22 protein-coding genes are annotated in these 25,983 nt (G+C 37.4%); 9 read left to right on the top strand and 13 right to left on the bottom strand.

Annotated elements, in window-relative coordinates; genetic code table 11:
- Window positions 1-181: 181 nt before the first annotated feature.
- From AC07N0_RS17150 to AC07N0_RS17115, 8 genes are all read right to left on the bottom strand, one after another.
- Window positions 182-1,300, bottom strand: coding sequence for a hypothetical protein (locus AC07N0_RS17150; protein WP_494590148.1), 1,119 nt, complete (start codon window positions 1,298-1,300; stop codon window positions 182-184).
- A gap of 306 nt (window positions 1,301-1,606) precedes the next feature.
- Window positions 1,607-1,924, bottom strand: coding sequence for a cupin domain-containing protein (locus AC07N0_RS17145; RefSeq protein WP_494590147.1), 318 nt, complete (start codon window positions 1,922-1,924; stop codon window positions 1,607-1,609).
- Between the two features lie 108 nt (window positions 1,925-2,032).
- Window positions 2,033-2,917 carry an alpha/beta hydrolase gene (locus AC07N0_RS17140; RefSeq protein ID WP_494590146.1) on the bottom strand — a complete coding sequence of 295 codons (885 nt, stop codon included), beginning with the start codon at window positions 2,915-2,917 and terminating at the stop codon, window positions 2,033-2,035.
- A 92-nt stretch (window positions 2,918-3,009) separates the two neighbouring features.
- The gene (locus AC07N0_RS17135; RefSeq protein ID WP_494590145.1) at window positions 3,010-3,621 is read right to left on the bottom strand and encodes a hypothetical protein; all 612 of its coding nucleotides are present in this window, start codon (window positions 3,619-3,621) and stop codon (window positions 3,010-3,012) included.
- Between the two features lie 156 nt (window positions 3,622-3,777).
- A complete protein-coding gene (locus tag AC07N0_RS17130; protein WP_494590144.1) occupies window positions 3,778-4,452 on the bottom strand; it encodes a hypothetical protein in 675 nt (224 codons plus the stop codon).
- Window positions 4,453-4,586: 134 nt separating this feature from the next.
- Window positions 4,587-5,240, bottom strand: a complete 654-nt coding sequence (locus AC07N0_RS17125; protein WP_494590143.1) for an NADPH-dependent F420 reductase — start codon at window positions 5,238-5,240, stop codon at window positions 4,587-4,589.
- A gap of 108 nt (window positions 5,241-5,348) precedes the next feature.
- Window positions 5,349-5,930: a Crp/Fnr family transcriptional regulator gene (locus AC07N0_RS17120; RefSeq protein ID WP_494590142.1), complete on the bottom strand. Its 582-nt coding sequence runs from the start codon at window positions 5,928-5,930 to the stop codon at window positions 5,349-5,351.
- A 516-nt stretch (window positions 5,931-6,446) separates the two neighbouring features.
- Entirely contained in the window at window positions 6,447-7,130 is a 684-nt protein-coding gene (locus AC07N0_RS17115) for a CPBP family intramembrane glutamic endopeptidase (RefSeq protein ID WP_494590141.1), read from the bottom strand.
- A gap of 532 nt (window positions 7,131-7,662) precedes the next feature.
- On the opposite strand from AC07N0_RS17115, the gene AC07N0_RS17110 reads away from it, so the two are divergent.
- Window positions 7,663-8,712 carry a glycosyltransferase family protein gene (locus AC07N0_RS17110; RefSeq protein WP_494590140.1) on the top strand — a complete coding sequence of 350 codons (1,050 nt, stop codon included), beginning with the start codon at window positions 7,663-7,665 and terminating at the stop codon, window positions 8,710-8,712.
- Window positions 8,713-8,765: 53 nt separating this feature from the next.
- On the opposite strand, the gene AC07N0_RS17105 is transcribed toward AC07N0_RS17110, so the two are convergent.
- Window positions 8,766-10,922, bottom strand: a complete 2,157-nt coding sequence (locus AC07N0_RS17105) for a family 1 glycosylhydrolase (protein ID WP_494590139.1) — start codon at window positions 10,920-10,922, stop codon at window positions 8,766-8,768.
- Window positions 10,923-11,165: 243 nt separating this feature from the next.
- Between AC07N0_RS17105 and AC07N0_RS17100 the strand changes: the two genes are divergently transcribed.
- Entirely contained in the window at window positions 11,166-11,654 is a 489-nt protein-coding gene (locus AC07N0_RS17100; protein WP_492799997.1) for a hypothetical protein, read from the top strand.
- Window positions 11,655-11,708: 54 nt separating this feature from the next.
- Here the strand turns inward: AC07N0_RS17100 and AC07N0_RS17095 are convergent, their stop codons facing one another.
- On the bottom strand, window positions 11,709-12,155 hold the full coding sequence (locus AC07N0_RS17095) for a DoxX family membrane protein (RefSeq protein ID WP_494590138.1): 447 nt from the start codon (window positions 12,153-12,155) through the stop codon (window positions 11,709-11,711).
- A 200-nt stretch (window positions 12,156-12,355) separates the two neighbouring features.
- Between AC07N0_RS17095 and AC07N0_RS17090 the strand changes: the two genes are divergently transcribed.
- From AC07N0_RS17090 to AC07N0_RS17060, 7 genes are all read left to right on the top strand, one after another.
- Window positions 12,356-13,588, top strand: a complete 1,233-nt coding sequence (locus AC07N0_RS17090) for a PQQ-dependent sugar dehydrogenase (protein WP_494590137.1) — start codon at window positions 12,356-12,358, stop codon at window positions 13,586-13,588.
- A 434-nt stretch (window positions 13,589-14,022) separates the two neighbouring features.
- Entirely contained in the window at window positions 14,023-14,922 is a 900-nt protein-coding gene (locus AC07N0_RS17085; RefSeq protein ID WP_494590136.1) for a helix-turn-helix domain-containing protein, read from the top strand.
- A gap of 154 nt (window positions 14,923-15,076) precedes the next feature.
- Entirely contained in the window at window positions 15,077-16,063 is a 987-nt protein-coding gene (locus AC07N0_RS17080) for an aldo/keto reductase (RefSeq protein WP_494590135.1), read from the top strand.
- 126 nt (window positions 16,064-16,189) lie between these two features.
- Window positions 16,190-16,786, top strand: coding sequence for a flavodoxin family protein (locus AC07N0_RS17075; RefSeq protein WP_494590134.1), 597 nt, complete (start codon window positions 16,190-16,192; stop codon window positions 16,784-16,786).
- A 459-nt stretch (window positions 16,787-17,245) separates the two neighbouring features.
- On the top strand, window positions 17,246-18,280 hold the full coding sequence (locus AC07N0_RS17070) for a sensor histidine kinase (RefSeq protein ID WP_494590133.1): 1,035 nt from the start codon (window positions 17,246-17,248) through the stop codon (window positions 18,278-18,280).
- Window positions 18,277-18,984: a LytR/AlgR family response regulator transcription factor gene (locus AC07N0_RS17065; RefSeq protein WP_494590132.1), complete on the top strand. Its 708-nt coding sequence runs from the start codon at window positions 18,277-18,279 to the stop codon at window positions 18,982-18,984. Before AC07N0_RS17070 ends, AC07N0_RS17065 begins: the two co-directional genes overlap by 4 nt.
- Window positions 18,985-19,123: 139 nt before the next feature.
- Entirely contained in the window at window positions 19,124-20,182 is a 1,059-nt protein-coding gene (locus AC07N0_RS17060) for an XdhC family protein (RefSeq protein ID WP_494590131.1), read from the top strand.
- 218 nt (window positions 20,183-20,400) lie between these two features.
- On the opposite strand, the gene AC07N0_RS17055 is transcribed toward AC07N0_RS17060, so the two are convergent.
- The 3 genes from AC07N0_RS17055 to AC07N0_RS17045 all read right to left on the bottom strand — a co-directional run bounded on the left by AC07N0_RS17055 (window position 20,401) and on the right by AC07N0_RS17045 (window position 25,972).
- The gene (locus AC07N0_RS17055) at window positions 20,401-22,698 is read right to left on the bottom strand and encodes a glycoside hydrolase family 3 protein (protein WP_494590130.1); all 2,298 of its coding nucleotides are present in this window, start codon (window positions 22,696-22,698) and stop codon (window positions 20,401-20,403) included.
- A gap of 290 nt (window positions 22,699-22,988) precedes the next feature.
- On the bottom strand, window positions 22,989-23,579 hold the full coding sequence (locus AC07N0_RS17050; protein WP_494590129.1) for a hypothetical protein: 591 nt from the start codon (window positions 23,577-23,579) through the stop codon (window positions 22,989-22,991).
- A gap of 260 nt (window positions 23,580-23,839) precedes the next feature.
- Window positions 23,840-25,972, bottom strand: a complete 2,133-nt coding sequence (locus AC07N0_RS17045) for a fibronectin type III domain-containing protein (protein WP_494590128.1) — start codon at window positions 25,970-25,972, stop codon at window positions 23,840-23,842.
- Between the last annotated feature and the right edge of the window lie 11 nt (window positions 25,973-25,983).

The raw sequence follows: 25,983 nt of genomic DNA, 5'->3' as shown, positions 1-25,983 counted from the left end.
AGGCATTTTACCAGAATTGGGGAAGGAATAGGGAGATTTTGAGGGAGGAGGAGGGAGTGCTATTTGGAAAATCCCGAAAGTATGGTTTTGTCTTCGGACGCTTAGGACGAATGCAATTCGTCCCTACCTGAAATTTGTTGAAGATATAGCAAGCTAACATTTTGACCAACGTGGGTTGCAATCATAGCCGTTTAGCCAGTTGAGATACGTTAATAAGTGGTATTTTAGTATGATATCTCTCATTGATTTTTTTAATAGTTTCATTGGCAATTACCGCACTACCGATAGCGGTGGGATGTATTCCATCTTCCGAAAAAAAATTGCCATTCGGAAATGAAGGGTCAATAAATAAACCGTCCTCAGTATGGTATTTGCCTGCTAAAATAGTTTTATAAAGGCTGTACAAATCCACCATAGGTAGGTTATACAGCTTTGCGAAATATTCGGTTGTATTGGTGTTTAATACATCCTTTATTATGATACGGAATTGCTTGGCTTCATCGGCAGAAATTACATCTTCGTCCAATAAAGCACTTTTTTTATTACTTACAAATGCCTTTTTTATGCCATCGGTAGGGATTAATAGCGCGCTGTCGCTCAATGTCAATGCTTGCCCAGTTGTATTATTTTTCAGCCTTAATTGACTTGCCTGATATAAATGAAAGTATGGGAAATCAAGAAAATCAGGCATATTATATAACACCATTTTTAGCCCAACTTTTGTGTAGTCTCTAATAAATGTGTGTTTCGGGTAAAAGTATCCTTCATGTAATCTATTCTGAATAGTAAGATTTTGAGTATAGCATGCCCAGCCTATCCATGAATCTAGGTCTTCGAAGTGAAGTAGCAGGTGTGTTTTTTTGGGGATTGTGTAAGCGAAATAATGGAATGGTGTTTCGCTTGTTCCTTTATCAGGATAAAACCGAAATAGGTAACTGAAATACGGTTCTTTGCCTTTGGGATAGTAAAAATAGCTGTTTGATGGATCCGAATTGGTTCCAGGGCCTTCTGGCCATGATATATTATCTACATAGGTTCCCTTGAAGGGCGTGAATACGAGTGGCGTCTGAGAGACAATGGCGGTTTGGTTGGTCACTTTTTTCCAAGATAGCAGGCTAGCTTTTCGGTCATAGATTAAATAACCGCTTCCATTGCCTTGTTCCTTTTCAAACAAGGGAGAGATAAATGACTGAAGCTGCATCTGATGGGCGATTAGCTGTGGGATAGATGTCATTTGCCCTTCTCTGTACAATCCTCCATTTCGGCTACCAGACGGAAACGAGCCACCGAGTGCGACCATTCTAATTGCTGAGGTATCACCCTTTTCCCGAAGTGGCTCAATATCAGGTGCGAAAGCTACAAGAGGTAGTTCAATGTCGTCTTTGACGGGTAAAGATATCTCCTCAGTGATAATCGAAATGGGTGCTTCCTCTGTTATAACCGAATCAGGTTTGCATGCCGAAAGTATGAATATGATAAGTAATGAGTATAGAATATTATGTTTCATTGATGTCGCATTTTTTCTGGTCATACTCAGTAATATTAATGTAAACTTCGAGATGCCCTCTGAAATATCTAAAAGAGCCTTTTACTTTCGCTTTTTAATCTAAAGCTTATAATCTTCTCGAACAGGAGAAAATATATCAAAAAGCTTGCATTCAGAAAGTGCTTTTCCTCCATGTATTACATGAGAAGGAATAACCGCTATCTGTCCTTTTTCATATATCCGAGTTTCTTCGCCAACAGTCAATTCAAATTTACCTTCTAAAACTTGAGTGATTTGTTCATGAAAATGAGCGTGCATAGGTAAAACAGCCCCTTCTTCAACGTCCCAATAACCTAAGGTCAGGTTGTCGGTATGGACAAAGCGTGCGTTGAATCCTTTCACTATTTCTTTTTGTGGTAATGTTGCTATTTCTATCATTGATTGAATAAGGAAGGCTACTTTCTGTGTAAGAAACTAGAATTAATACAAGTAAAAAAGCTCATCGAGAGACCGGTTACAATATCTCGATGAGCTTTGTGTTATTCTTTACTCCACCGTCACACCATTCTTTTTCAACACCTTTTGAAAGAAAAGCAGGTGATAAGGCAAAGCGTTTTGCCAATAATCCCATGTATGTCCGCCTGGTCTTTCTATGTAATCATGTGGCATACCATTATATACCAATCGACGGTGTAATTCTCTGTTAGCCTCAATGAGAAAATCATCTACGCCACATTCAATCAATACTGCTAAATTATTCTTTTTGATGGCATCAGTCATGTTGATGATAGAATTATTAACGAATACCTCACTCGTAGGGTCTGAGCTACCCAATAATTTTTGAAAACGGTCTTTGAGAGATTTTAAAAAATCATCGTTCACACGGAATTTTGTGTAATTCATATCCATCGCACCGCTCATTGTACCTACTGCACAAAACATATCAGGGTGACGGTTAGAAAGATACATCGCACCATGTCCGCCCATCGAAAGCCCTGTGATTACCCTGCCATTTTTACTTTGTACAGTACGGTAACTATTATCAATTGTAGGAATAACCTCCTTGATAATATGCGTTTCAAACTTATTGGTTTGGTCATAAGGGCTATCCATATACCACCCAAAAGTTTCGCCCTCGGGCATTACGATGATAAGATTGTACTGGTCAGCTAAATTTTTCACTAGCATTTTGTCGGGAGTAGATGTTAGCCAATCTCTGAAATGTCCTGAACCACCATGCAGTAAATACAATACAGGGTATTTAGTAGTTTTGTTTTTGGCATACGAAGCAGGCAGTACTACAGCCGCTTTGTACGTTTTATTCATCGCCGGACTCTGTATGTCGAGGGTATCAACGGTAGCTGCTTTTGAATAGCAATAAGTTAGTGTTAAGATTGAAAAAATGAGGAGGCTTAATTTGGATAATTTCATAGTTATACATTTGGTTTTAATTATACACGTTTATTTAGTTATTAATAACTATTTGGTTCTATCATAGAAACGGACAAATCAACAATAGAGGACTAGGAAATCATTTTTTTTATAAATGATTCTTCCCAATTTTTGGCATCATAATTTTCCATTTCTATTACAGGCATCCGAGTAGTATTAATGAGCCCATCTGTAGTATTTGCAATACAAAAAGCAAATACTTTAAAAAAATGAAACTCTAACAAATCTTGCGTTTTGCATTTTATAGAAATCATTTCATCAGCTAATTCCAATGATTGACAAATTTCAAAATAAGATTTTTCAGAGCCTAATTGTAAATAATTAGTTTCTGAAAGTAAATCAGTAGGTTGGAAAAACTCATCAAAAGAGTATGGGGTCTTAAAATAAATACTTATCGATTCTTCATCTACGGCATTAATAACGCTGTAAAAAACCCCGTCATCCTCCCCTAAAAATGAAACTTTTTGTTTTTTATTAGAATTTATTATTTCGGAAAAAATATTTTGAGGAAAGTAATCATTTAAGTTTTCGTGATTATATTTAAAAAAATCTTCTCTTATTTTTTCACAAGAAACAACAACCTTTTTAGTGGAATGAATATTGAGTTCTCCGTAATATTTGATGGTTGTGGGAGGATGTTTTTTTTGTAATAATCGCAGTAGAAATCGTATTAGCCATCTCATATTTGTCAATAATTATATTTTGTTTGAAAAACTTAACTTTGAAGAGTGTTTATTTTAAAAACTTAACTTTGAAGAGTGTTTAGCTCCCCCAAGTTGGAAATTAGTATTGTAAAATAAAGAGACCTAATTTACAGGATTTTATAAGTTTATAGATAATTAATTTTTAATAACCTTTAAATCAGTAAAATATCCTTCTGTGCCAACGTCTACAAATAAGCCTAAGGCACCACTGATATTTCCGCCATGTTTTAAATCGTTTACTATCAACGAGGGTTGTTTGTTTTCGTTTAAAAACAGTTTTGCTTGCTTGCCTTTCACTATAATCTTGAGGGTTATCCATTCATTCAAGCCCATATCTGCATAGGATTCATACATTTCGGGACGCTCTTTTCTGAGCCGTGAAAACTTGAAGTCGGGAAAGGAAAAGTATTGGATGGAATGATTACGGCGTACTTGGTCGTCGGTTCTGCCATTGGTAGGACGTATATAGATACATTCAAATTTAGAGTTGTCTTCGCTGGCTCTGAATGCCACGCCGATGAATCCACGAGCAGTAGGAGTGGCATTCTTTGTTAATCGGCTCAATACCTTTACTTCAATGATGCCATCTTTAAAATCAACATCTTTGATTCGCACAAAAGTGGCTTCATCAGCTGCCAAGATGGTGGAATCTTTGATAACCTTGACAACATCTTTACCCTGAAATTTTTCCAGAGACATATATACTTGATTGGCAACAAGGTTGTTTGATGTTAGTTTAACTTTTTGTGCATAAAGTCCTTGTGGAATAATAAAAATACTGATGATTAAGAAAAATTGGAATATTTTCATTGGCTGAGAGTCAGTTTATAAAAAACGATGAGATACCAAGAAAAACTCGGTATCTCATCGTTTTCAATATCAAATATAACTTTTTTTTGATTTTATTTTGCTATTTATTGATATTTTTAAAGTCTTTGAAAGCGCTATAATTTTTCGGTAGCCTCCGCCAAAGTAACAGGTTTCCCCAACGCACCAAATTCATGTAAATCACCAAAAACTTCTATTCGGATAGACTGGTCTAAACCGCCCACACGCAAAGGTACAAAGCCATTATCAAGAATCAGTTGCTCAATCGCCACGTTGATACTGCTATCATCCGTAGCGTAAAATAATACTGAAGCAGGTTGTTGATGAGCAGTATTAGTTAACGAAGCTGCACCCAACGTGCCTAATGCTTTAGCTAATACCGCCCCTGTGGGTAAAATAGTTGCATTGATTTGTCCCGCCGACTCATTTTCGCCAATAATTTTATCAAAGCCTCCTTTATCATTGGGAGCAATTGGGTTTGAAGGGTCAACGATGATTTTTCCTGCCAGTATTGCTTCATGCTGACTGAACAATTCCTTGATAGTGCTAAACCAAACCGCCATAATGATGATGTCGGCTTCTTGAATAGCCTTGTCAATTTCCATGGCTTGTGCCAAACTGCCCAATTGTTCGGCAAGGCTTTCAGCCTTCGTGATGTCTTTGGTGGCTAATATCACAGGACGATTGCCCGCTACTAGGTTTTTCGCTACTACTTCGCCAATATTACCAAGTCCGATAATAGCTACTTTTGGTTTTGTTGTATTTTCCATTGCTTTCATTTGCTTTAGTTGAATAACAGTGCAAAGTTGCAGTCAATGGGCTATACCAGCCTATAAACTATCGTAAGAAATAACCTTAAGATAGTTTAAGAGTAGGGGCTATTTTGTAGTTAAATCTTTACGGATTTTACTGAGGAATTCGGGTGTAATGCCCAGATAAGAAGCGATTTGCGTGTTCGGTAAACGTAAGGCGAGGGTGGGGTATTGCTCCAAAAAGGTTAAGTAACGCTCCTGAGCGGTTGAACTAATATTTTGCAATACATGATTTTGTAATTCAACGTACTTGTTTTCGATGATAACCTTAAAGATTCTATCGAGCTTAGGAATGGAAAGGTACAAAAAGTATAAATCGTTTTTTTCGATTTGTATAATTACTGATGGTTCGATGGCTTCAAGAAATAATTTGCTTGGTTTGCTAGAGTGAAAGCTGCCAATGTCAGTAATCCAGTCGTTTTCAGCCGCAAATTGAATGTTGTGTTCAGTGCCTTTGTTATCTATTCCATACATTTTGAAACAGCCTTTTACCACAAAGGTATAATGCTTGCAGACGAAGCCTTCTTGCAAAATCATCTGCCTACGTTTGATGTTTCGTAAGATAGTTTTTGATATTACTAGCTGTTGTTCTTCTTCGGTAAAAGGAAGATAATTTAAAAAATAGTCAATCAATAATTGTGTTTCCAAACTTTTAAACGATTAGTCATAGATGTTACGAACTTACACATTTTACTTTGTTTTTTTGTCTACAGGCTTTTGTATTTCATTGAGACGTTGTTTTTGGACGTTTCGGACGAAAGCCATGTGGACGTATGCAATACGTCCCTACCGTGTTGCTACCACATGTTGCGAATAGTGATGACTTCATTAAAAGATTATTAAACACTTTTTCTATTAGCGGGTGACTTAAGTCCTACTGATTACCCACATCTTTTAAAAAGTTGAAATGGAAATGTTATTATTGATTAAATTAGCTTAAATGTACATAAATAGTCTTTAAAACCAACCGTTGAAGCGCTCATCTCTAGCGAGGGACTTAAGTCCCTCGCTAGAGATGAGGGATCGGGACTGAAAACCTTTCTTACGGTATTTTTGAAGAACTTAAGTCCCTCGCTAGAGATGAGAGATTGATTATTAGCTATTTATATACTTGTGGGTAATCAATAGGACTTAAGTCACCCGCTAATAGAAAAAAATCAATTCCTACTGTGTGCTCTTCAATTTATTCTTTAAAAAGAAATAGGTTAAAATGGGTAACAATACTATCTGTGTAATGAAAAACACTAAAGATATTATTCCTTCTAATTTCTTATCGCTCGTACTTATCAATAATTGAAGTCCTAATGGACCTTTTGAAAAAACAACATTGAATATCAAGTTCCAACCCAAATGGATACCAATGGGCAAATACAATGAGTTGGTTTTGGCATAAGCAAAGGCAAACATTAGTCCCCAAATACCCGTCATCCCAAAGATGATAAGCATTTGTACAGGATTTCCGAATGCTCCAAATGAAAACCAATGATAGATACCAAAAGCTATGGCTGATATCATACAAGCCTTGCTAATGCCTAATTTTTTAATGGCAATGTATAATAAAGCTCCTCTAAAAATCAACTCTTCAAATAAAACTGATTTCAATGTCCACCACGAACTTTTTAGAAATAGTGTAAAAGTGAAGTCTTTATTGATGATAAAATAATTCCCCGTCAAACTTGCTATACTTCCATAATATAAAGTACAAAAAGCGGATGCTACAACAAAGCCTAGTATGAAGTAATACACCCTGCTTTGTATTGGGGCAATGCCTAAAACTGACAAATTTGTTTTGTCAAAAAGCCAAAGCAAGAGCCACGAAATTATCAGTTCAATCAGTAGTCCAATCATAGGATTATTTAAATAGTTAAGATTCTTACTGGTGGGTTGCTTAATGGGCGTACTATAGTGGTATAGAAAGATAAGCGCAAGGGTTATTGGTATGATGGTTTTTTCAGTGATGCCTTGGTTTTTAATGTAATCAGCCTCATTTACATAGACGGTTAGGACGAATGCAATTTGTCCCTACATAGGTTATTACGTCAGAGAAGAAAAAGCAATTATGATTCAAAGATAGCTTTCTTCCTCATTTTTCCACATTAGTATATTGTTTGTAGAAAAATTTCTCAATAATCATCAAGCAAATAAAGGAATGCTTATTTAATTGATAGTAAATACTTTACCATATTATTAATCGCAAACCTTAAAATAAACCAAATACTACATGAATAATTATATTACATCTTTATCACAAGACTTTATCAGCCATACAAATCAGGATTTTAACAGTAATACAAAGACTAAAAAAAGAGACACCTTAGAAACACTATTGTGTTTTTCTCATCTCAGATGGGACTTTGTATTTCAGCGTCCGCAACACCTCATGACAAGGGCAGCCTTGGGATGGAGGGTTTTTTATATTGAAGAACCTATTTTTTCAGGGGATGTTACTGTCCCAGAAGTCCAGATAAAAAGGCCTTCTATCATACATCCTAACCTGATGGTTGTAACACCCTGTATGCCTTTCGGCTTTAATGATGCCGAGGTTAATCAGGCCATGAAAGAATTGCTCTCTGCACTTATTTCTAGCTATCAGATTGAAAATTATGGATTATGGTACTATACGCCTATGGCTTTAAAATTCACAAAGCATTTACTACCAAACGTCGTGATTTTTGACAGCATGGATGAGCTTTCAGCTTTTAAAGGAGCTCCTACAGAATTACTCAGTCTGGAGAAAGAATTGTATCAGAAAACCGACCTAGTTTTTACAGGTGGAAAAAGTCTTTTTGAGGCTAAATGTCATAAGCATCCTGAAGTTCATTTTTTCCCTAGCAGTATCGATGTAAATCACTTTATGGAGGCACGAGATGCTTTGCCAGAGCCGAAAGATCAGGAAGAAATTCCGTATCCTCGGATGGGTTTCTATGGCGTGATAGACGAAAGATTTGACGTAGAATTATTAAGAGAACTCTCTTTTAGTCGTCCTGACTGGCAATTCATCATTATCGGGCCAGTAGTCAAAATTGATCCTGCTACACTACCTCAAAGAAAAAATATCCATTATTTAGGCATGAAAAGCTATAAAGAACTTCCTACTTATCTGAGTGGTTGGAATGTGGCTCTACTTCTTTTTGCGCTTAATGAATCTACTCGTTTCATCAGCCCAACAAAAACGCCTGAGTACCTTGCTGCTCTCAAACCAGTTGTATCTACACCTATTCAGGATGTTGTCGACCCTTATGAAGCACTAGGGTTGGTATCTATAGCGCGGGATGCGGAAGCGTTTGAAGGGGCAATAGAGGAAGCACTTCAAATGGAAATCAATAATGACTGGAAAGAGAAAGTAGATGCTTATCTAAAAACAAATTCGTGGGACATTACATGGCAAAAAATGATGGTGCTTATCAATGAGAAAATTTTAATAAGCTAAATGTCCTCTCAAAGTTGCATCCAGTGCCAACAATAGAAAATACTAGAGCTTGGTCAGTATGCAGCAAAATACTGATCAAGCGCTTGAGATAATGGAGGTAAGAAGGTTCCTTTTTCACTGGTAAGCCCACTGAATCTGGGACTTTCTTCTTTCACATGACTAAAGTCATAAATCGGGTAGTCTGGTAATTTCACCGTATGCCCTGACCTTTGGAAAATTTCAGATACAAAAGAAGCCCACGTAGTTTTTCCCTGATTGGTCAGATGCCATATTCCACTTTCATTATCAATCAATAAGTCTAAGGACATATTTACCAAATCAGGCACATAGGTAGGAGAGATAAACACATTGTGTGGATAATATTGTGCATAAGCACCCGACATGACACTTTTGATAAAACAGAATGGCTCTTCCTTGTTAAACAAAAGGCTTGTTCTGATAATCAACGCATTACAGTCTGCTTCTAATACCAATTGTTCGGCTTTTGCTTTACTTCGTCCATAAGTGGTAAGTGGCGACACGCCGTCGCTTTCAATATACGCTGTATTTTTCAATCCGTTAAATACCCTATTTGACGAAAAAGTAAGTAATTTAACGCCCCCCATCTTACAAAACTGTATTAAGTCTTCTATGCCATTGACATACTCGTCGAAACATCTATGAGGTGCTGATTCAGCTTGGTCAAATGTTGAATAACTTGCTGCATTCACAATAGCCCAAGGATTAAAATGTTTGAATACCCTTTCAATTGATTGGGTATCGCAAAAATCCATGTCCTCATGGTCGAGGGCAACGTAAAGAATCCCTCTTTGCTCACAGAATTTACTAAAGCTTCTTCCTAATAAGCCATTTTTACCGATTATCAACAAAGGTTGTGAAGCGGGCAGTGTTTGAGAGATGATTGTTGGCATAGATTGATAGATAAATCTAGCAGGCTTTTCCCACCAACCTTTTTGGTTAAGAAGTGGGTGACTAAAATGCTTGCCTTCACTAAAAGACTTCATCATATCAGCTAGTGCCGTAGCGCGTGGGGTAGGAGAGCGGAGGTCAAAAACGCCTGATTCATAGTCACCATCTTTTTTGGTTAAAAGTTTGTTCCAACCATAAGCTCCTAACAATGCCCAAACTGTAACTGCTTTAATACTGACACCTTCTTGGATTAATGATAAGCTAATTTCCCAAGCATATTTTAGCCATCTGAGCTGTTCTTCTCTTGTACAGTGCAGATGAACTTCTGTTAACGCTATGTCACAGGAATATCGGTTTTGAAGTTCCTTTAAAAGTACTTTTAATCCCGTTTCAAACCCTAAGTTTATGCGAATGGCCTCAACGTCGGCATACGTATGCTTGCCATTTCCGCCGTGCGTGGATAGAGGATAAGCACCAATATTATCGTCGAGGAAACGTTCTGAGGTAACATAGTGATTAGCTCCTAGCAAATCAGGAGGACACGGGTTATCCTGAAAAAAATAAAGGGTTTCTTCCTCAATGCCCGACTGTATAAAATACTCCCAGAGCGGGTGATGATGATTCAACCTGCCATAAAGCACATCATAAGTAAGCCATCGTCTGTGGTTTTCAAAATCAGCCTGATATTGTATTAAAGGAGTACTGTATGTTTTTGCCAAATCTTCCGTTTGAATAAATTTAGCAGAAGGGTTTACCTTCCGTATTTCCTTCATCGATAATACAATGGCTTTTAGTTGATTTAAAAAAATCCTACAAAATGCCTCATCACTTTTCAGGTGCGGATGCCAAAAGCCATATAAACCTGAAAACCGCGCTGTAGTGAGGGGTTCGTTAACGGGCTTGTACCAAGTAATCCACGGGAATCTTTCAGCTACTTTTCTGGCAAAATTGCTAAGACCAACGGCAAAATCGTCGTCGAGCAAATTGGTGAATGATGGGCCACTTCCATGGTGTATTAGGCTCACAATAGGAGTCATATTATTTGCCCTAATTCTCTCCAGTCGTTCAGCGGTCCAGTCCCACTGAATAATACTTTCTTGATTGGGTTGATGGTATTCCCATAATACAGGATAATGCAAGGCTTTAATGCCCAATTGAGCAAAGCGGTCTATGTCTTCTATTCGCTCGTAGTGACCATTAAAAGACAATTGATCAAAGAATTCGTTTTCTACTCTGTTAAAACTACATTCTATACCACCCCATAGTTCGGGGATAGGGGAAAGTGTATTATTTTGAATCATCTATAGGCGGGTTAAGTTAATGGGATTACAAAAGATTTATCAAAAAATCATACCTTCTATTTTGGATAAAAATGTTCTGTTTGTGCGAATTAAATTGCTCATATTAAAGGCTTTCATAGCGCTAACTTCAGGCATTTCGTTGCGTTATATGGTCAGGAATAATTCTTTTCTCATGCATGAAAGACAATCACAGTAAATCCGCTCGTGATTTTGAACACTATAAAACACACTATTCTCATCGTCATGAAAGAAACTATCCATCTCGATAAATCTAGGATAAATCCGCCTACCAATGGCAAAATTCCTTGGGAAGATTTCTACCAATTGTATAGGCAACATATCGTAGATAATCACAATATTTTAAACCAAAGAACTATCTGGTTAGCCATATCTCAGTCGTTTTTCTTTGGAGGATATGCTACTATTGTCAATGCTCCGAAAGAATCCAAAAATTCTATCTTATCCAATCAGCAAGACCTTTTATTGTGGCTTATTCCGATAGCAGCATTATTAGGATGTATATGTATATTTTTTGGCATAATTGCCCGAAGTATTCATATTCAGACGCTGTATAAAAAGTTTTATTCATACGGAGAGATGGACGACAACTATCCTTCCATTGATGTAAGTATAACAGTTAAAAGAATGGAAATCTTTGCGGTATGGGTTTTACCACTTGTATTTATTGCGACATGGATTTTTATATTGGTGAATACATTTATACAGATTTGAATATCGGGGACGAATGCAATTCGTCCCTACCTAGTTCAGCCAGCAAGAAGAAAACTATCCTCTGTTCTCCATCACATTATCAATACTAAGCCAATAGGTATTACATTGGCTTAATAAAAAACTCGCTCCTGCCGACGTCCATACAGAATAATCCAAGGATGGTTTTATCCCAAAACTAATCGTCATCATCAAGCCAAATAGCAATAATAGCGTTCCTGAGGCTATTGATGCTAATTTAGTCTTGTAGCCAATCAATAAAAATAAGGGAATGATGATTTCCAGCGCAGTAGCTATCAGTGCCAAGATATTGCCTAACGGAGTAGGCACGAATGAATTAACGCTATTAGAATAATCGACAAAATTTTGCCAGTTGCCCCAATTTACATATTGAGTATTGGGAGTTCCCCACAGACCGAGACGGTCTGCTACAGCCGATAGAAATGAAAACGAAATGGCAATTCTTAAAAATAACTGTGAGTATAAAACCTTGTTTGATTCCATGGTATAATTTTTTAGGTTAAAGTAACGTATAAAACTAAGAGAAGTTAATTTTTAAAAACTTAAACAGGTTTAAGAAAAGCTGTATTTAAACAACGATTAATTATCTTTTAATCATCATAATGATTAACTATCAATTACTCAGTATATTTTGTCATTTATGATTACTCCACATACTAAAACTCTTCAAGAATTTAAAAAACATGAAAAACTCCATCTCAATATTAATAATAGCAATCAGTATTGCTTTTGTATCATGCAAGGATGATTTAAAGGAAAATCCTGATACTGGAATAAAAACGGATAGCCTTCCGCCAGTAGAAACAAGTTCGCCTAATTCAACTTACAAGCCTGCCTTTGCAGGGCAGACTAGAATAAAAGGAGTGAAGACAACTACTAGCTACGAAAGTAAGATATTAACAACAGCGCTCCAGAGTCCGTGGGGAATAACTAGCCTGCCCGACGGAAGATTATTAATCACCGAAAAGGCGGGTACCATGCGTATCGTTACGACAGATGGTCAGGTGAGTCAGACCATCACAGGTGTTCAAGCAGTAAATGCTAGCGGACAGGGTGGGTTATTGGGCGTTCGTGTTGACCCCGACTTTGCCACCAATAGAATGGTATATTGGGTGTTTTCGCAACCAAATGCCGATGGCAACCTGACGGCAGTGGGCAAAGGTAAATTATCTGCTAATGAAAGAACCATAGAATCGCCCACGGTTATTTATCGGGCCACGCCTGCCTATAATGGTACATTGCATTATGGAGGCAGAATCGTCTTTGATCAGGCGGGTAATTTATTAGTTAGTACGGGCGAGCGGTCGGATTTAGCTACTCGTCCACAAGCACAGGCCTTAAATTCAGGGCTGGGCAAGATTATCAGAATTACGAAAGATGGTACAGAGCCCTCAGGAAACCCCTTTGTTGGTCAAGTAGGTGCTAGAACCGAATTGTATGCTTATGGTTTTCGTAATCCACAAGGTTTGGCTATTCATCCTGTAACGGGAGAGTTGTGGGAAAGTGAGCATGGCCCTCGAGGTGGAGACGAAATCAATCGAGTTCGGGCTGGTGCTAACTATGGTTGGCCAACTATCACTTATGGCATTGAATATAGCGGAGAAAAAGTAGGAAGTGGTAGTCAACAACAAGCAGGACTTGAACAACCCGTTTATTATTGGGATCCAGTGGTGTCGCCAAGTGGTATTACTTTCTATAGTAGTGACCGCATTCCTGAATGGAAAAACAACCTATTTGCTGGCGCATTAAGTGGAATGCACATTGTAAGGCTAGTCATTGAAAACAATAAAGTAGTGGGCGAAGAGCGATTACTAGCTAGCGAATCACAACGTTTTAGAGATATAACACAAGGCAAAGACGGTGCTTTATATGCCATTACCGACCAAGGAAGGCTGTATCGTATTGATAAGAAATAGTTAGTTGTTTTTTATTTCTATTAGAGGTTGTCCAAAAAGTTTTTACAACCAAATATTATTCTGCGAAAGACCTCATCCCCAGCCCCTTCTCCTTCAGAGAAGGGGCTTTTTGAGCCCAAAAGTTCCCCTCTCAGAAGGAGAGGGACGGTCGGCCGCTGCCGTTAGGGGTGAGGTTGCAAACAAAATAATATTTGGCTATGGTTCCCTTTTTAGACAGCCTCTAAGAGAAAAGATGCTCTTCGCCTTACTTTTGCAACCGTGGTCTGCTTCACACAGAACACAGTTTAGGGAATAAATAGATAGTTGCTAACTATCAACTATTTGAAAATCGTAACTATTGGTTTGATGATTGTTATTTATACCTTTATGGTATATTTACTTTTGGCATTTAATTAATGGTTACTGGTTTTTGAAGCTTTATTTATATTTCGGAAATGGCAAATGTTGAAACATTAGAACAGTTATATCAACGCAAATTTGATTGGTTACCTGAAAATCTTAAAAATGAGGTCGGTCATTTTAATGTGTTTCCTTTAGAACCCATCCCGAAAGACAAAGTAGTACCTATTCCTTATAAAAGAAGAGATTATTATAAAATCATGCTGGTGATTGGTGATATAGAGATACATTATGCCGACAGGGTAATGCCTATCAGAAAACAGGCTTTAGTATTCTCCAACCCACAAATACCTTATCTGTGCGACTACCTCGAAAACATCAAAGGGGGCTTCTATTGTATTTTTAATCAATACTTTTTTCATCAGTTTGGTAACTTAAACCAGTACTCTGTTTTTGAGCCTACTGGTAATCATGTGTTTGATTTAGAAGATGAACAAGTAGAAAACATCAAAGGCATTTATCAAAAAATGTTTGATGAAATCAATTCAGAATACATCCATAAATATGATGTACTCCGCAATTTGGTGTTTGAATTATTGCATTTTGCCATGAAGATGCAACCTTCAGGTAAGTTAGATAAACAGCCTATCAATGCCTCTCAAAGAATTGCTACTTTGTTTTTAGAGTTGTTAGAACGACAGTTTCCCATTGACGAAAACCACCCCAATATTAGTTTACGGTCGGCATCAGATTTTGCCAATCAGTTGAATGTACACGTAAATCACCTCAATAGGGTTGTCAAAGAAACCACCCTGAAAACCACTACTCAGATTATTGCCGAGCGTGTCCTACAAGAGGCAAAAATTATGTTGAAGCATAGCAATTGGAATATTGCAGAGATAGCATTCTCACTAGGTTTTACTGAAGTAACACATTTTAATAATTTCTTCAAGAAGCATACCGACCTCAATCCTGTAAAGTTTAGAAATATTTGATTTTCGTAATCTATTGTTTGTTTTTCATTGTTTCGTTTCATTAGCCCCTCGTAATTTTGTTATTAGAAATTAGTCTTTATTACATAAGTAAAGCTTACATAATAATGTAGATAAATAGGATAATACTTTAGCAAAACAATCAACTTATAATAATATGAAAACACGTAAATTAGGTAATGCAGGCTTAGAAGTCTCAGCCTTAGGATTAGGTTGTATGGGAATGAATTTTGGGTATGGCCCCGTGGCAGATAAAAATGAAATGATTACGTTAATACACGCCGCCGTAGAACAAGGAATTACTTTCTTTGACACTGCGGAGGTATATGGTCCATATACTAACGAAGAATTGGTAGGAGAGGCTCTTGAGCCTTTTAAAGGAAAAGTGACGATTGCTACAAAGTTTGGTTTTAATATTCAAGATGGCAAAATGTTTGGGGTAAATAGTCGCCCAGAAAATATCAGAAAGGTAGCGGAAGCATCTTTGAAAAGATTAAGAGTGGACGTAATAGACCTTTTATATCAACACCGTGTAGATCCTAACGTGCCTATTGAGGAGGTAGCGGGAACGGTTAAAGATTTGATTCAAGAAGGGAAAGTGAAATATTTTGGTTTGTCTGAGGCAGGTGCCAGTACTATTCGTCGTGCCCATACTGTACAGCCTGTTACGGCATTGCAAAGTGAATATTCGTTGTGGACAAGACAGCACGAAGAAGAGATTATCCCTACAATCGAGGAATTGGGCATTGGGTTAGTAGCCTTTAGTCCGCTAGGAAAGGGGTTTTTGGCAGGTAAAATTGATGAAAATACCAAATTTGCAGAAGGCGATATTCGTAATATTCTACCACGATATACCGAAGAAGCCCGTGCTGTTAATAAAGTGTTATTGGATTTGCTGAATAAACTAGCAGCTAGTAGAGACGCTACGAGTGCACAAATAGCTTTAGCATGGGTTTTGGCACAAAAGCCTTGGATAGTACCGATTCCTGGCACGACAAAACTTCATCGTTTAGCTGAAAATAATGGTGCTGCATCGATAGAACTTACTGCTTCGGAACTTCAGGAAATAGGAGAGGCATCTAAGCAAATACAAATTGTAGGTTCGCGGTATACAGAGGCAATGGAGAAGTCTACAGGATTGTAAAAAAGACTCTAATACACTCGTATCAAGACTGTAGTACGAGTTTTCAACTCGTATATTATTTACGCACGAGTTGAAAACTCGTGCTACAGTCTTTCATTCCATTAGTACTAAAACTGAATAATAAATATGAGTTTTTCTAAAATAAGCTTATTGGTATTGATGACATGTACTGTTTTTTCGAGTTGCTTGCATGCTCAGTTAGCCAAGAAAGAAATATTGATTGTGTATTTATCCAGAACAAACAACACAAAAGCCATTGCTGAAATCATCCACAAAAATGTAGGAGGTACGTTGGTTGCCCTTGAATTAGCAACGCCGTATCCAGAGAATTATCAAGCAACGGTAGCACAGGTATCTAAAGAAAACGAAACGGGCTATTTGCCACCACTGAAAACCAAGATAGATAATATCAAAAAATATGATGTTGTCTTCGTGGGTTTTCCTACGTGGGGAATGCAATTGCCTCCGCCTATGAAGAGCTTTTTAAAGCAATATTCTTTAGAAGGTAAAACAGTCATCCCCTTTAATACCAACGCAGGCTATGGTGTTGGAAGTTGCTTTCAGACAGTAAAAAATCTATGTCCACAAAGTACAGTACTAGAAGGTTTTGAAATAAAAGGAGGAATAGAACGAGATGGACAGCTTCTAGTGATTAAAGAGAACAAAAGAATAGAAGCTGAAAAAGAAGTTAAAAAATGGTTAGCAAAAATAAAATTCAACTAACCACGCTAGACTAGGTATTTTGCCTTATTAAAAAGAATTTTTAGCCAATACCAAGTTGTCACAAAGGCTGTTGGTCGTGTATAAAAGCTGTTGGTCTAAATTAAGTTTGTTTTTCTTCATTATGCTTTGGCATTCTCTACTTTTACGTAAAATAATAAGAACTTAAGACTCCTTTTCTTTGAACTAAAGCAATAAGCATGGTCGAGATGGGTCAATAGAAAATAAAAGAAAGGTATTACATCCTTCATCAATATAATCAATTTAAAACACATGTAAAATTGTGTTTTTGATTGAAAAGAAGAAAGGTTTGCTGTTTTACGGCAAGCCTGTTCTATAAAGAAGGCTTTTGTTGATTTTGCCTATGCTAAAGGCGCTCTAAACGGAACTATTATTGCTGAATTATTTATCATTATTCTTATACTTTCTATACTTTTACATACCTATAATTGGTAATGATTGATGAACGAGCGATTTGATACAATCCGATTTAACCTTATTTTTTGGACACTCTATTTTTTATACGAGTGGCTAGGAATGGGTGCAGCCACAGATCAATATTATGTTTATTTTATCAAAGCTTGTACCTCCGTACCCATTGCCTTTGTGGTGTCTTGCTTATCTGTTCATTACCTGTTTAGTAACTTCTATTTATCGGATAAAAAAACAACTTTTTGGTTGGGGCAAATCGTAGTAGCTGTAGTGTTTGTGATGCTGAAAAGATACATCAATTATCACTATTTATACCAGATGTATTACCCTCAAGGGACATTAAAGCCTTTGATTTTCTTTCCAAAAATAATCATAGAATTTGTCAATCTTTACCTGATTGTTTTTCTATATGGAACGTTCTTCTTTATACGTAGCTGGTACCAACAGCGACAAACCTTGATTGAACTTAAACAAGAAAAAACAGCGGCTGAACTAGAGTTGCTAAAGTCGCAAGTACAGCCACATTTTATCTTCAATATGCTGAATAATATCTATTCAGGAGCTTTCAAGAAGAGTCCCGAAACGGCTCAGCAAATATTGAAGTTGTCAAATTTTATAGAATACAGCCTTTATGATTCTAAAAAAGAAAAGGTAACCTTGACCGAAGAGCTAGAATATATTCAGAACTATATCGCCTTACAAAAAATCAGATTTGGTGATAAACTGGATGTTTCCTTTAATGTGTATAATGCCATCGAGGGAATACAAATTCCCCCTTTGCTATTGTTACCAATCATCGAAAATTGTTTTAAACATGGCGTGAATAAATCTATCAATGCCTCATGGATACGCGTAGACATCGAGAACAAGAATAACGAACTTATCGTTAAAGTAGAGAACAGCATTGAAGAGGAGATTGAAGTAATTGCTAGTCAGAATGGAGGATTAGGGCTAAACAATGTGAAAAGACGTTTGGAAATTTTGTACCCGACTGTGCATGAATTTAAAACGTATCGAGAAAAAAACAGCTTTTTAGTCGTACTAAAACTACAAATCAATAGATGAATCGTTGTTTAATTATTGATGATGAGCTTCCTGCACGACAGCTAATTCAAACTTACCTTGAGGCATTGCCCGATTTTGAGGTAGTGAAAATGTTCGATAATGCGCTGGAAGGTTTTGTTTATTTACAAAATAATACGGTTGATTTATTGTTTTTAGATATTCAAATGCCTAGAATGACTGGCTTAGAATTACTAAAATCGTTACAGAAACATCCTAAGGTAATCCTGACAACGGCTTTTAGAGAATATGCCGCCGAAGGATTTGATTTAGATGTGTTTGATTATTTAGTAAAACCCATCAGCCAAGAAAGATTTTTAAAAGCCATTTCAAAATATTTATATTTCAGAGAGATTACTCAGCAAAATGTGCTAGATGTATCACCGTTTGAGGATGCTTATATTTTCTTGAAAGTAAATAAAGAACAGAAAAAAGTATATTTAAATGAAATACTTTATATCGAAGGACTGAAAGACTATATCAAAGTTTTTACGACACAAGGTAAATTCGTCGTTTATGAACGTTTGAGGTATATGGAAGCAAAACTGCCTGAATCAAAGTTTGTACGCTTGCATAAATCCTACATTGTGGCAATGGATAGAATAAGTGCTTTTTCAAGCGAGCTAGTGAAAGTACAAGATTATGAAATTCCCGTTGGAAGAATTTATAAGCAATCGTTTTTGAATAAGATTTCAACGGGCACATAATTGTGATTGAGCGAGTTAGTGATTGAGTGATTTTTTTTAATTATGTATTAGTGACTATTGTTAAAAATCACTCAATCACCACTCACTCAATCGCTCAATTACTCACTCAATCACTAACTCGCTCAATCACAAATATTATATGAGGTACGAATTAAGGAAAATAATAACAGCCTATCAACAAATTAATTTTGCTGAACGTCGACTAGCCCTTGCTACCGTTGTAAAACTACACGGGTCAGGGTATCGTCGTCCAGGAGCAAAAATGCTTATTGTAGATAATGGTACTTGGTTTGGGGCAGTCAGCGGAGGATGTTTAGAAGGCGATGTATTACGCAAAGCCCGTCAGGTAATGCAAGATGGCATACCCCGAATAGTAGTTTATGATACCATGGACGATTTCCAAAATGCCTTTGGCATTGGGCTAGGGTGCAACGGAATTATTGACATCTTGATAGAACCGCTCGTTCCTTCAGATTCATCGAACTTAGTGGAGATTTTAGCCAACTATGTGCATAACACTGAAACCATTAAGTATGCCACAGTAATAGCAACACAATCGCCCGAAGCCATGCCGATTGGCAAACGCTTTGCCGTTAATGACCAGCTAGCAGCTTATTTTCCTATGATACCTTTTGAGCTTTCGACACAAGAAGGCCTTGTCGAGCATCGCGACTGCACCTTATTTTATGAAACAATTAAGCCTGATATACAATTGTTAGTAGTTGGGGCAGGCTATGATGCCGTACCTTTGGTAAGTTTAGCTCAACAAGTAGGGCTGACAATTACGATAACCGACGACTGTGTCGCACATATCACCCCAAAACGTTTTCATGAAGCTAGCTGTTTGATCTATAGCAGAAGAACAGATTTTGTTGAAAAACTACCTGTCAATAAATACACTGCGGCAGTACTGCTATCGCATAATTATGGTTATGATAAAGACGCCCTTACTTACCTAATCGGTACGGACGTGGCGTATATTGGCATACTAGGTCCTAAAAAAAGAGGGCAAATGATGTTAGATGAATTAAATATTCAGGATGAAGATATCCTGAGTAAAATACATTATCCCGTAGGCTTAGACATCGGAGCAGAAACGCCTGAGGAGGTAGCACTCTCAATTATCGCCGAAATCAAAGCATTTTTTGCGCAAAGAGAAGGTGGTAAGCTAATCTATCGAATGCAGGGGATTCATTGATAAGACAGGCTATCGGTAGTCGGATTTCGGCTATAAATGTTCTTGCATTGGCATCCTGACTTATGAAGCGAGCGAGTTTTCATTCTTATCTCTACGAGGGACTTAAGTCCCTCACTAGAGATAAGAATATCAGACACTTATAGATATGTGGGTAATTAGAACGACTTAAGTTACCAACTAATAGAAATATATGCTTTGATTATCCTCTCGATAATAACCTACTTCCTATACTTCAACACTCTACCATCCTTAATAACTCCTTTCCAATTAAGTCCAAAGCCAAAATTGTAGGTATTTCCGTTGGCGTCTTTATAACAGGTTAAGTCATACGGTACGTCTTCGGCTTGTTTTTCTACTGTTTGCATATTGGCAGGCATTTGCATAGGCAATAACGCCGAGGGCTCAGATTTGCCAATAATGGTTTCAATAATGGCTTGGTCTTGTACACCAAAGCTCAATAAAATGGCCGATGCAGACGTCTCTATTTCAGAGAATATCATTGGGTTGGTAGTGCTTACTGATACTATCACGGGCTTATCTTGCATTAATATTTTGGTATTATTGACCAATGCCGCATCTGTAACGTTAGCAGTTTTGGCCATTTTACCTTTATAAGAACGGTTCGTGAAGTTTTCCATCGGGTCGCCACCAGCTATACTGGTTTCACGTGCTTCTGTAGCGGTATAGTCGAAGTATTGCAAACTAATCGGGATATAGCCATTGCCACCGTTTTTCAAGTCCTCTTTGTCATAGCCAATCGTAGCCTTTGGATTTTCGATGAAAACTAAGGCAAAATCTGCTTCTTTGGGATTGTCAGTTACATTAAAATGTTTCTTCACGATGTCCATATTTACTGGATAGTCTTCTGAAGAAGGCGTTTCCATACCTAAGAAATTACGACTAGCTGGTACATATCGTTTGGGTACATATACCGTTTTTCTAGTAGTAATAGGTAGTGTTTTAGCATGATTTTTAAGCATCACGATAGATTTCAACTGTGCTTCATATCCAGCTTTCATATAGGCAGGTTTTCCCACAATCGCTTTTGTTTCTGCTGGGTTCAAGTACGGATTTTCAAATACGCCTACTCTGAAAATATTCTTCAAAAGTCTCACTGCTGATTGTTCCATGCGGGCTCTCATTTTGGCTTCACCATGTTCTTTGATACCCATTTGATAGGCTTCCAATACAGGCTTCATGTCGTTATTACCCCCAAATTGGTCTACACCCGCCATCAATACTTTATAGTGTCTTTCGGCCAGACTAAGGTTTTCTACTCCCCACGACTTGCCATCAATAAATACGTCCATCGCCTTATGGTCACCAGTCACAAGCCAGTCGGTACATACCACACCATCGTATCCGTATTTTGTTCTTAATAAATCAGAGATAATATACTTATTATAATTGTTAGCTACATTCTCATGATTTTTCTTGTCCTGATTCCATGAAATGGTATAGTAGGGCATTACCGCCGAAGCCATCTTCGTTTGTCCTTTTAGCTTAAATGCTCCTTGTGTGAATGGAATAAAATGTTGTTCAAAATTCTTACCAGGATACACGGCAAATTTTCCATTGGCATAATGTGCATCACGACCAGCCTCACCAGCACCACCGCCAGGCCAGTGTTTTACCATCGCATTGACACTTTTCATGCCCCAAGCAGTCGACTGAAAGCCATCGCAATAGGCTTGTCCCATCGCTGCTGACAGCCAAGGACTTTCGCCAAAAGTACCATTAAAACGTGCCCAACGTGGCTCAGTAGCAATATCCACCTGCGGCGAAAGCGCCGTAGTGATGCCTAAAGCACGGTATTCTGCAGCGGCAATTTTACCAAAAGTTTCTATCAATGCAGGGTTGAAAGTAGCCGCCATGCCCAATGAACTTGGCCACATAGAAATCTCTCCGCCCGATGCCGCATCGTATTCTGCCTTAGCTGATGTGCCATGGCGAGGGTCAGTACTATTGTTAGCAGGAATCCCTAAACCAACGCTTTCACAAAACGCCTGCATTTTGTTGTTCCATTGAGCTGCAATCTCAGGTGATTTTACCGTCGTAATCAATACATGACGAAGGTTATCTTCGGCTAAAAACTTCTTTTGTTGGTCAGTTAAGTCTGTAGGGTCAGTTTCACCTTCTTTATAAGGTTTACCATTATAAGTACCTGCAAAGTAACCTCCTGCACGGGCAGGAATAGATTGATGCGAAGAATAAAGCATCAAGCCTGCAATCTGTTCAATGCTTAATTTAGATGCTAAGTCTTTTGCACGAACATCACTCGACAAACGCCAGTCTTCATACTTATCTAGCTTGCCATTTTTATTCAAATCCTTAAAGGCTAAGCCATTGACTGTTAATATTTTCGTACCCACCGATGGCGAATAGGCTATACTTTGCCCTCCTTGATTTTTAATGATATTGAAACCCTCCATTGGGCTTTCCGACCATTTTTTTTGTGCGGTTGCAGTTGAAATCAGCCCTAATACAAGCCCTCCTGCAAGTATTGTTTTTTTCATAGAATGTTTTGGAATAAATTGACAAGCATTATTTAATCATTTTGATACAATAATGCTTATTTTTTTTCTAACGTCCTATCATAAAGGTTTAAAATTTACTTTTTTGTTGATTAAATATGAAAAAAATACTTTTTATGGACTTTAATGATAAATTATAGCTGATTTAGCACCCCGAAGAACGAGATGCCGTTTGGACAAATTTATTACAACATTTAAAGCAAAAGCATTGAATGAGTAAGCATAGTAACGTCGGAGAGGTTTTAAACCTTGCGGGGGTAGGTGCTCCTATGTTAGTCGATGTTGTTTGCTATTTTAAAATGATTTAGCCATTCCTTTTCTTTTTGGAAATTCCCTGCTTTATCTTTTGTAATAAATATTGCTTTTTGACTTTTGTCTATTAATACGGTGTCTGGTATGAAGTCGTTGTCATAAGGTCTTTTCTCAAAAACAATTGTGTCTCCATAAAATTTATATTTCCCGTGAAAAACTTCATGGTAAAAAAATATTCCATTGACTTCATTTTCACAATTTCCATTTTCCCTGAATACTAAAGTATAATGATATTGGTCGTCTTTCAGTGTCGCTGTCAAAATCTTTTTTGATTTGAATAACTCAGATTCATATCCATTCAATAAAATAATCGAGAATATTAATAATCCGTGAGCAACCACTTTAATCTTATTGGCATTCATTCCTCGCCTGATGGTAGAAACAATTGTTTCAAAGAAGGAAAAAATATAAAGTATGATGATTGGAATAATGAGTAGTCCATACGATAGTAGATGAATAATCATACCTCCAAAGAATTCCGTTATCATCCAGCAGAAAATTCCTAAGGTAGATATTATTGCAATGGCATTAAAAACAATGTTTCGAATCACGTGTAGCGTAAGGTTTTACAAATAAATAATAAAAATGGAGATTATTATTTTACCAATCTGATAAAAGCAAAAATCATTATTAAATGAATCCTTCTAATTAACGTATTATCCTTGAAAACTTTTACTTAAATTCTATTTATTCACGCTTTTAAATGTCCTTTAGAATATCTAGGGAAGCTTTGTTATCGCAAACAAAACCCCTGCAAGGTCACTGACCTTACAGGGGTTGGTAGGATGGATAAATACATTAAAACAATATCCTATCTCTGAACAGACCTAGAGTTTCCCATTTCGCCTTCTTTTCCATCGTTTTCAATAATACTGATGGCATAAATATAGGTCTGACCTTGCTCTATTTTTTCATCAGTAAAGACAAATGAGTCAGAAGGCATCGTGTGTACTTTTACAAAATCACCACCCGTAGCGTTACGTCTGTAAATGGTATATCCCTTGCGATTCGAATAAACGATTTCTGGTATGCTAACTTCTACACCAGCAGTAATATTACGGACATAAAACTCGTTTACCGTTTCAATTTTAGATCTTTCAAGACTGAATTCTGTAGCAGGACTATAAGCACTAACATCACCTGAAGAAGACACCGACGCTACTCTGTACTGATAAGTTTCCCCTCTTTGGATGAGGCTATCCATCAAAAATGCGTTGCCTGCTTCTTTAGGCTTCAGGGTAATATATTCCGTATCACCTTTCTTTCTCCTTTGTATCAAGAAAGTTTCAATCATATTATCTTGTGTTCTGGTATCATCCCATTGCACCCTCAGTTTGCCATTGACATAATAAAAATCAATATTGGCTGGCGGATTGATCTCAAGTTTTTTAACAGGTATAATCACCACTACGTTGCTATAGATACTGGTATCTTGTCGTAGGTTTTGATTTCTCACTGTATAATAATACTGACTTCTACTGCTCAATGATTCAGACGTATCCGTATACTTTTTTTCTTTGATAGGACCAGCAATCAAGTACATTTTTTTAGGCGAAGTGCCTCTGTACACAAAATAGCCATAGAATCCCGGTTCATCAGCGGCTTGCCATGTTAATGAAACATTGCTTCCTTTTGCCGAAACTTCCAAGTTGTACGGAGGTAATGGTTTCGAGAACTTGGTGTACGTGCCAACTCCTTGTGCTGGTACGGTTTGCTCAATCCCAATCCCCGGTAAAAATAAGGTTTTTACCTGATAACGATAATGCTCACCTACCTTGATAGCATAGTCGATATAAGTGGTATCTGTAGCAGACAATGTTGCCAGTTTTACCAAGTTATCCTGACTGTCGTATCTCGAAATATTTATCCCTGTTAAGTAAGGTTTGGTCGTTGGTTTATTCCAAGCAAGACGAATTCCATTTTCAATTTCACTTACTTTAATTGAATAAATCAAAGGCATCGTTCTAGCTTCTACCCCAAATACTACAGCAGTATCTGAATGAGCTCCCTGATTATAGATTTCATCTTCAGCCATCAAGTATGCTGTAAACTGTTCATCTTTACTGACGCTCCCAAAATAATGATAGGTGAGGGTGTCTTGCGTGCGATTTAAATTAGGAATTATCTTGATGCCCGCGATAGGTTTACCTGCTCTGGTAGGTACCACTCTTCCGCTAAGTGCCGTAAGGTTGAAAGGCACTGTTAGCAAATCTCCTTTAGGGTCAAAAGATGCACGTGTACTCGGTTTAGGAAGCGTATTTATCATGGCATCCGAAACTTTTAATTTCCAAGTAATACTTACGGTAGAATCACTCGAACTAACAAATGATACCTTAGGTTTAAGAAAAGGCAAGGCATAATTGCCTATTTTGCTTTGAGCAAGTGCCACGCCCCAAGGATATTCCGTTTTGTTTTTATCTACCCTGATGATTTGGTAATACATTACTTCATCCTCTTTTACGTCAGTATCCAAGTAAATATGTCCTAACATCATACGGGTCTCGGTAATTGAATACAGAAAACTATAATCGTTTGCTTTTACATGCGTTGCTACGAAATCAAGTAATTCCTTGTTTGTATTCTTACCTAAAAACTTTCTAACGTCGGCTAGGTCTTCTTCGTTAAATAGTTCTTTTAGTTCTTTCTCACTACTCGCTCTTTTAGCCTTGCCAATTGTTTTAAAATTTTTCAAGGGCGACTTCGCTTTCGTTGAGTCGGTAATCAGCACAAAGGGCATTCTTTTGATGATAAAATGGTCTGTAGCCTGCAAAATAGCAGTGTCTTTTCCCGCTACTTCATCCCTACCAGCTAGGTAAATATAATTGCCCAGTTTAGACGACGCTACTTTTAGTACGCGTGGAGGCTGCATTGGCACTTGTTGGGCTTGCAAACTTACAGTTGCCCAACAAGTGATTAATAGCATAAACGTTAATATATTTTTCATAAGATTTTTCT

This window comes from Arcicella sp. GW821-FHT09D11 (genome assembly GCF_059416265.1).
The sequence above is the reverse complement of the archived record's forward strand: the minus strand, read 5'-3'. Positions and strand labels throughout refer to the sequence as shown.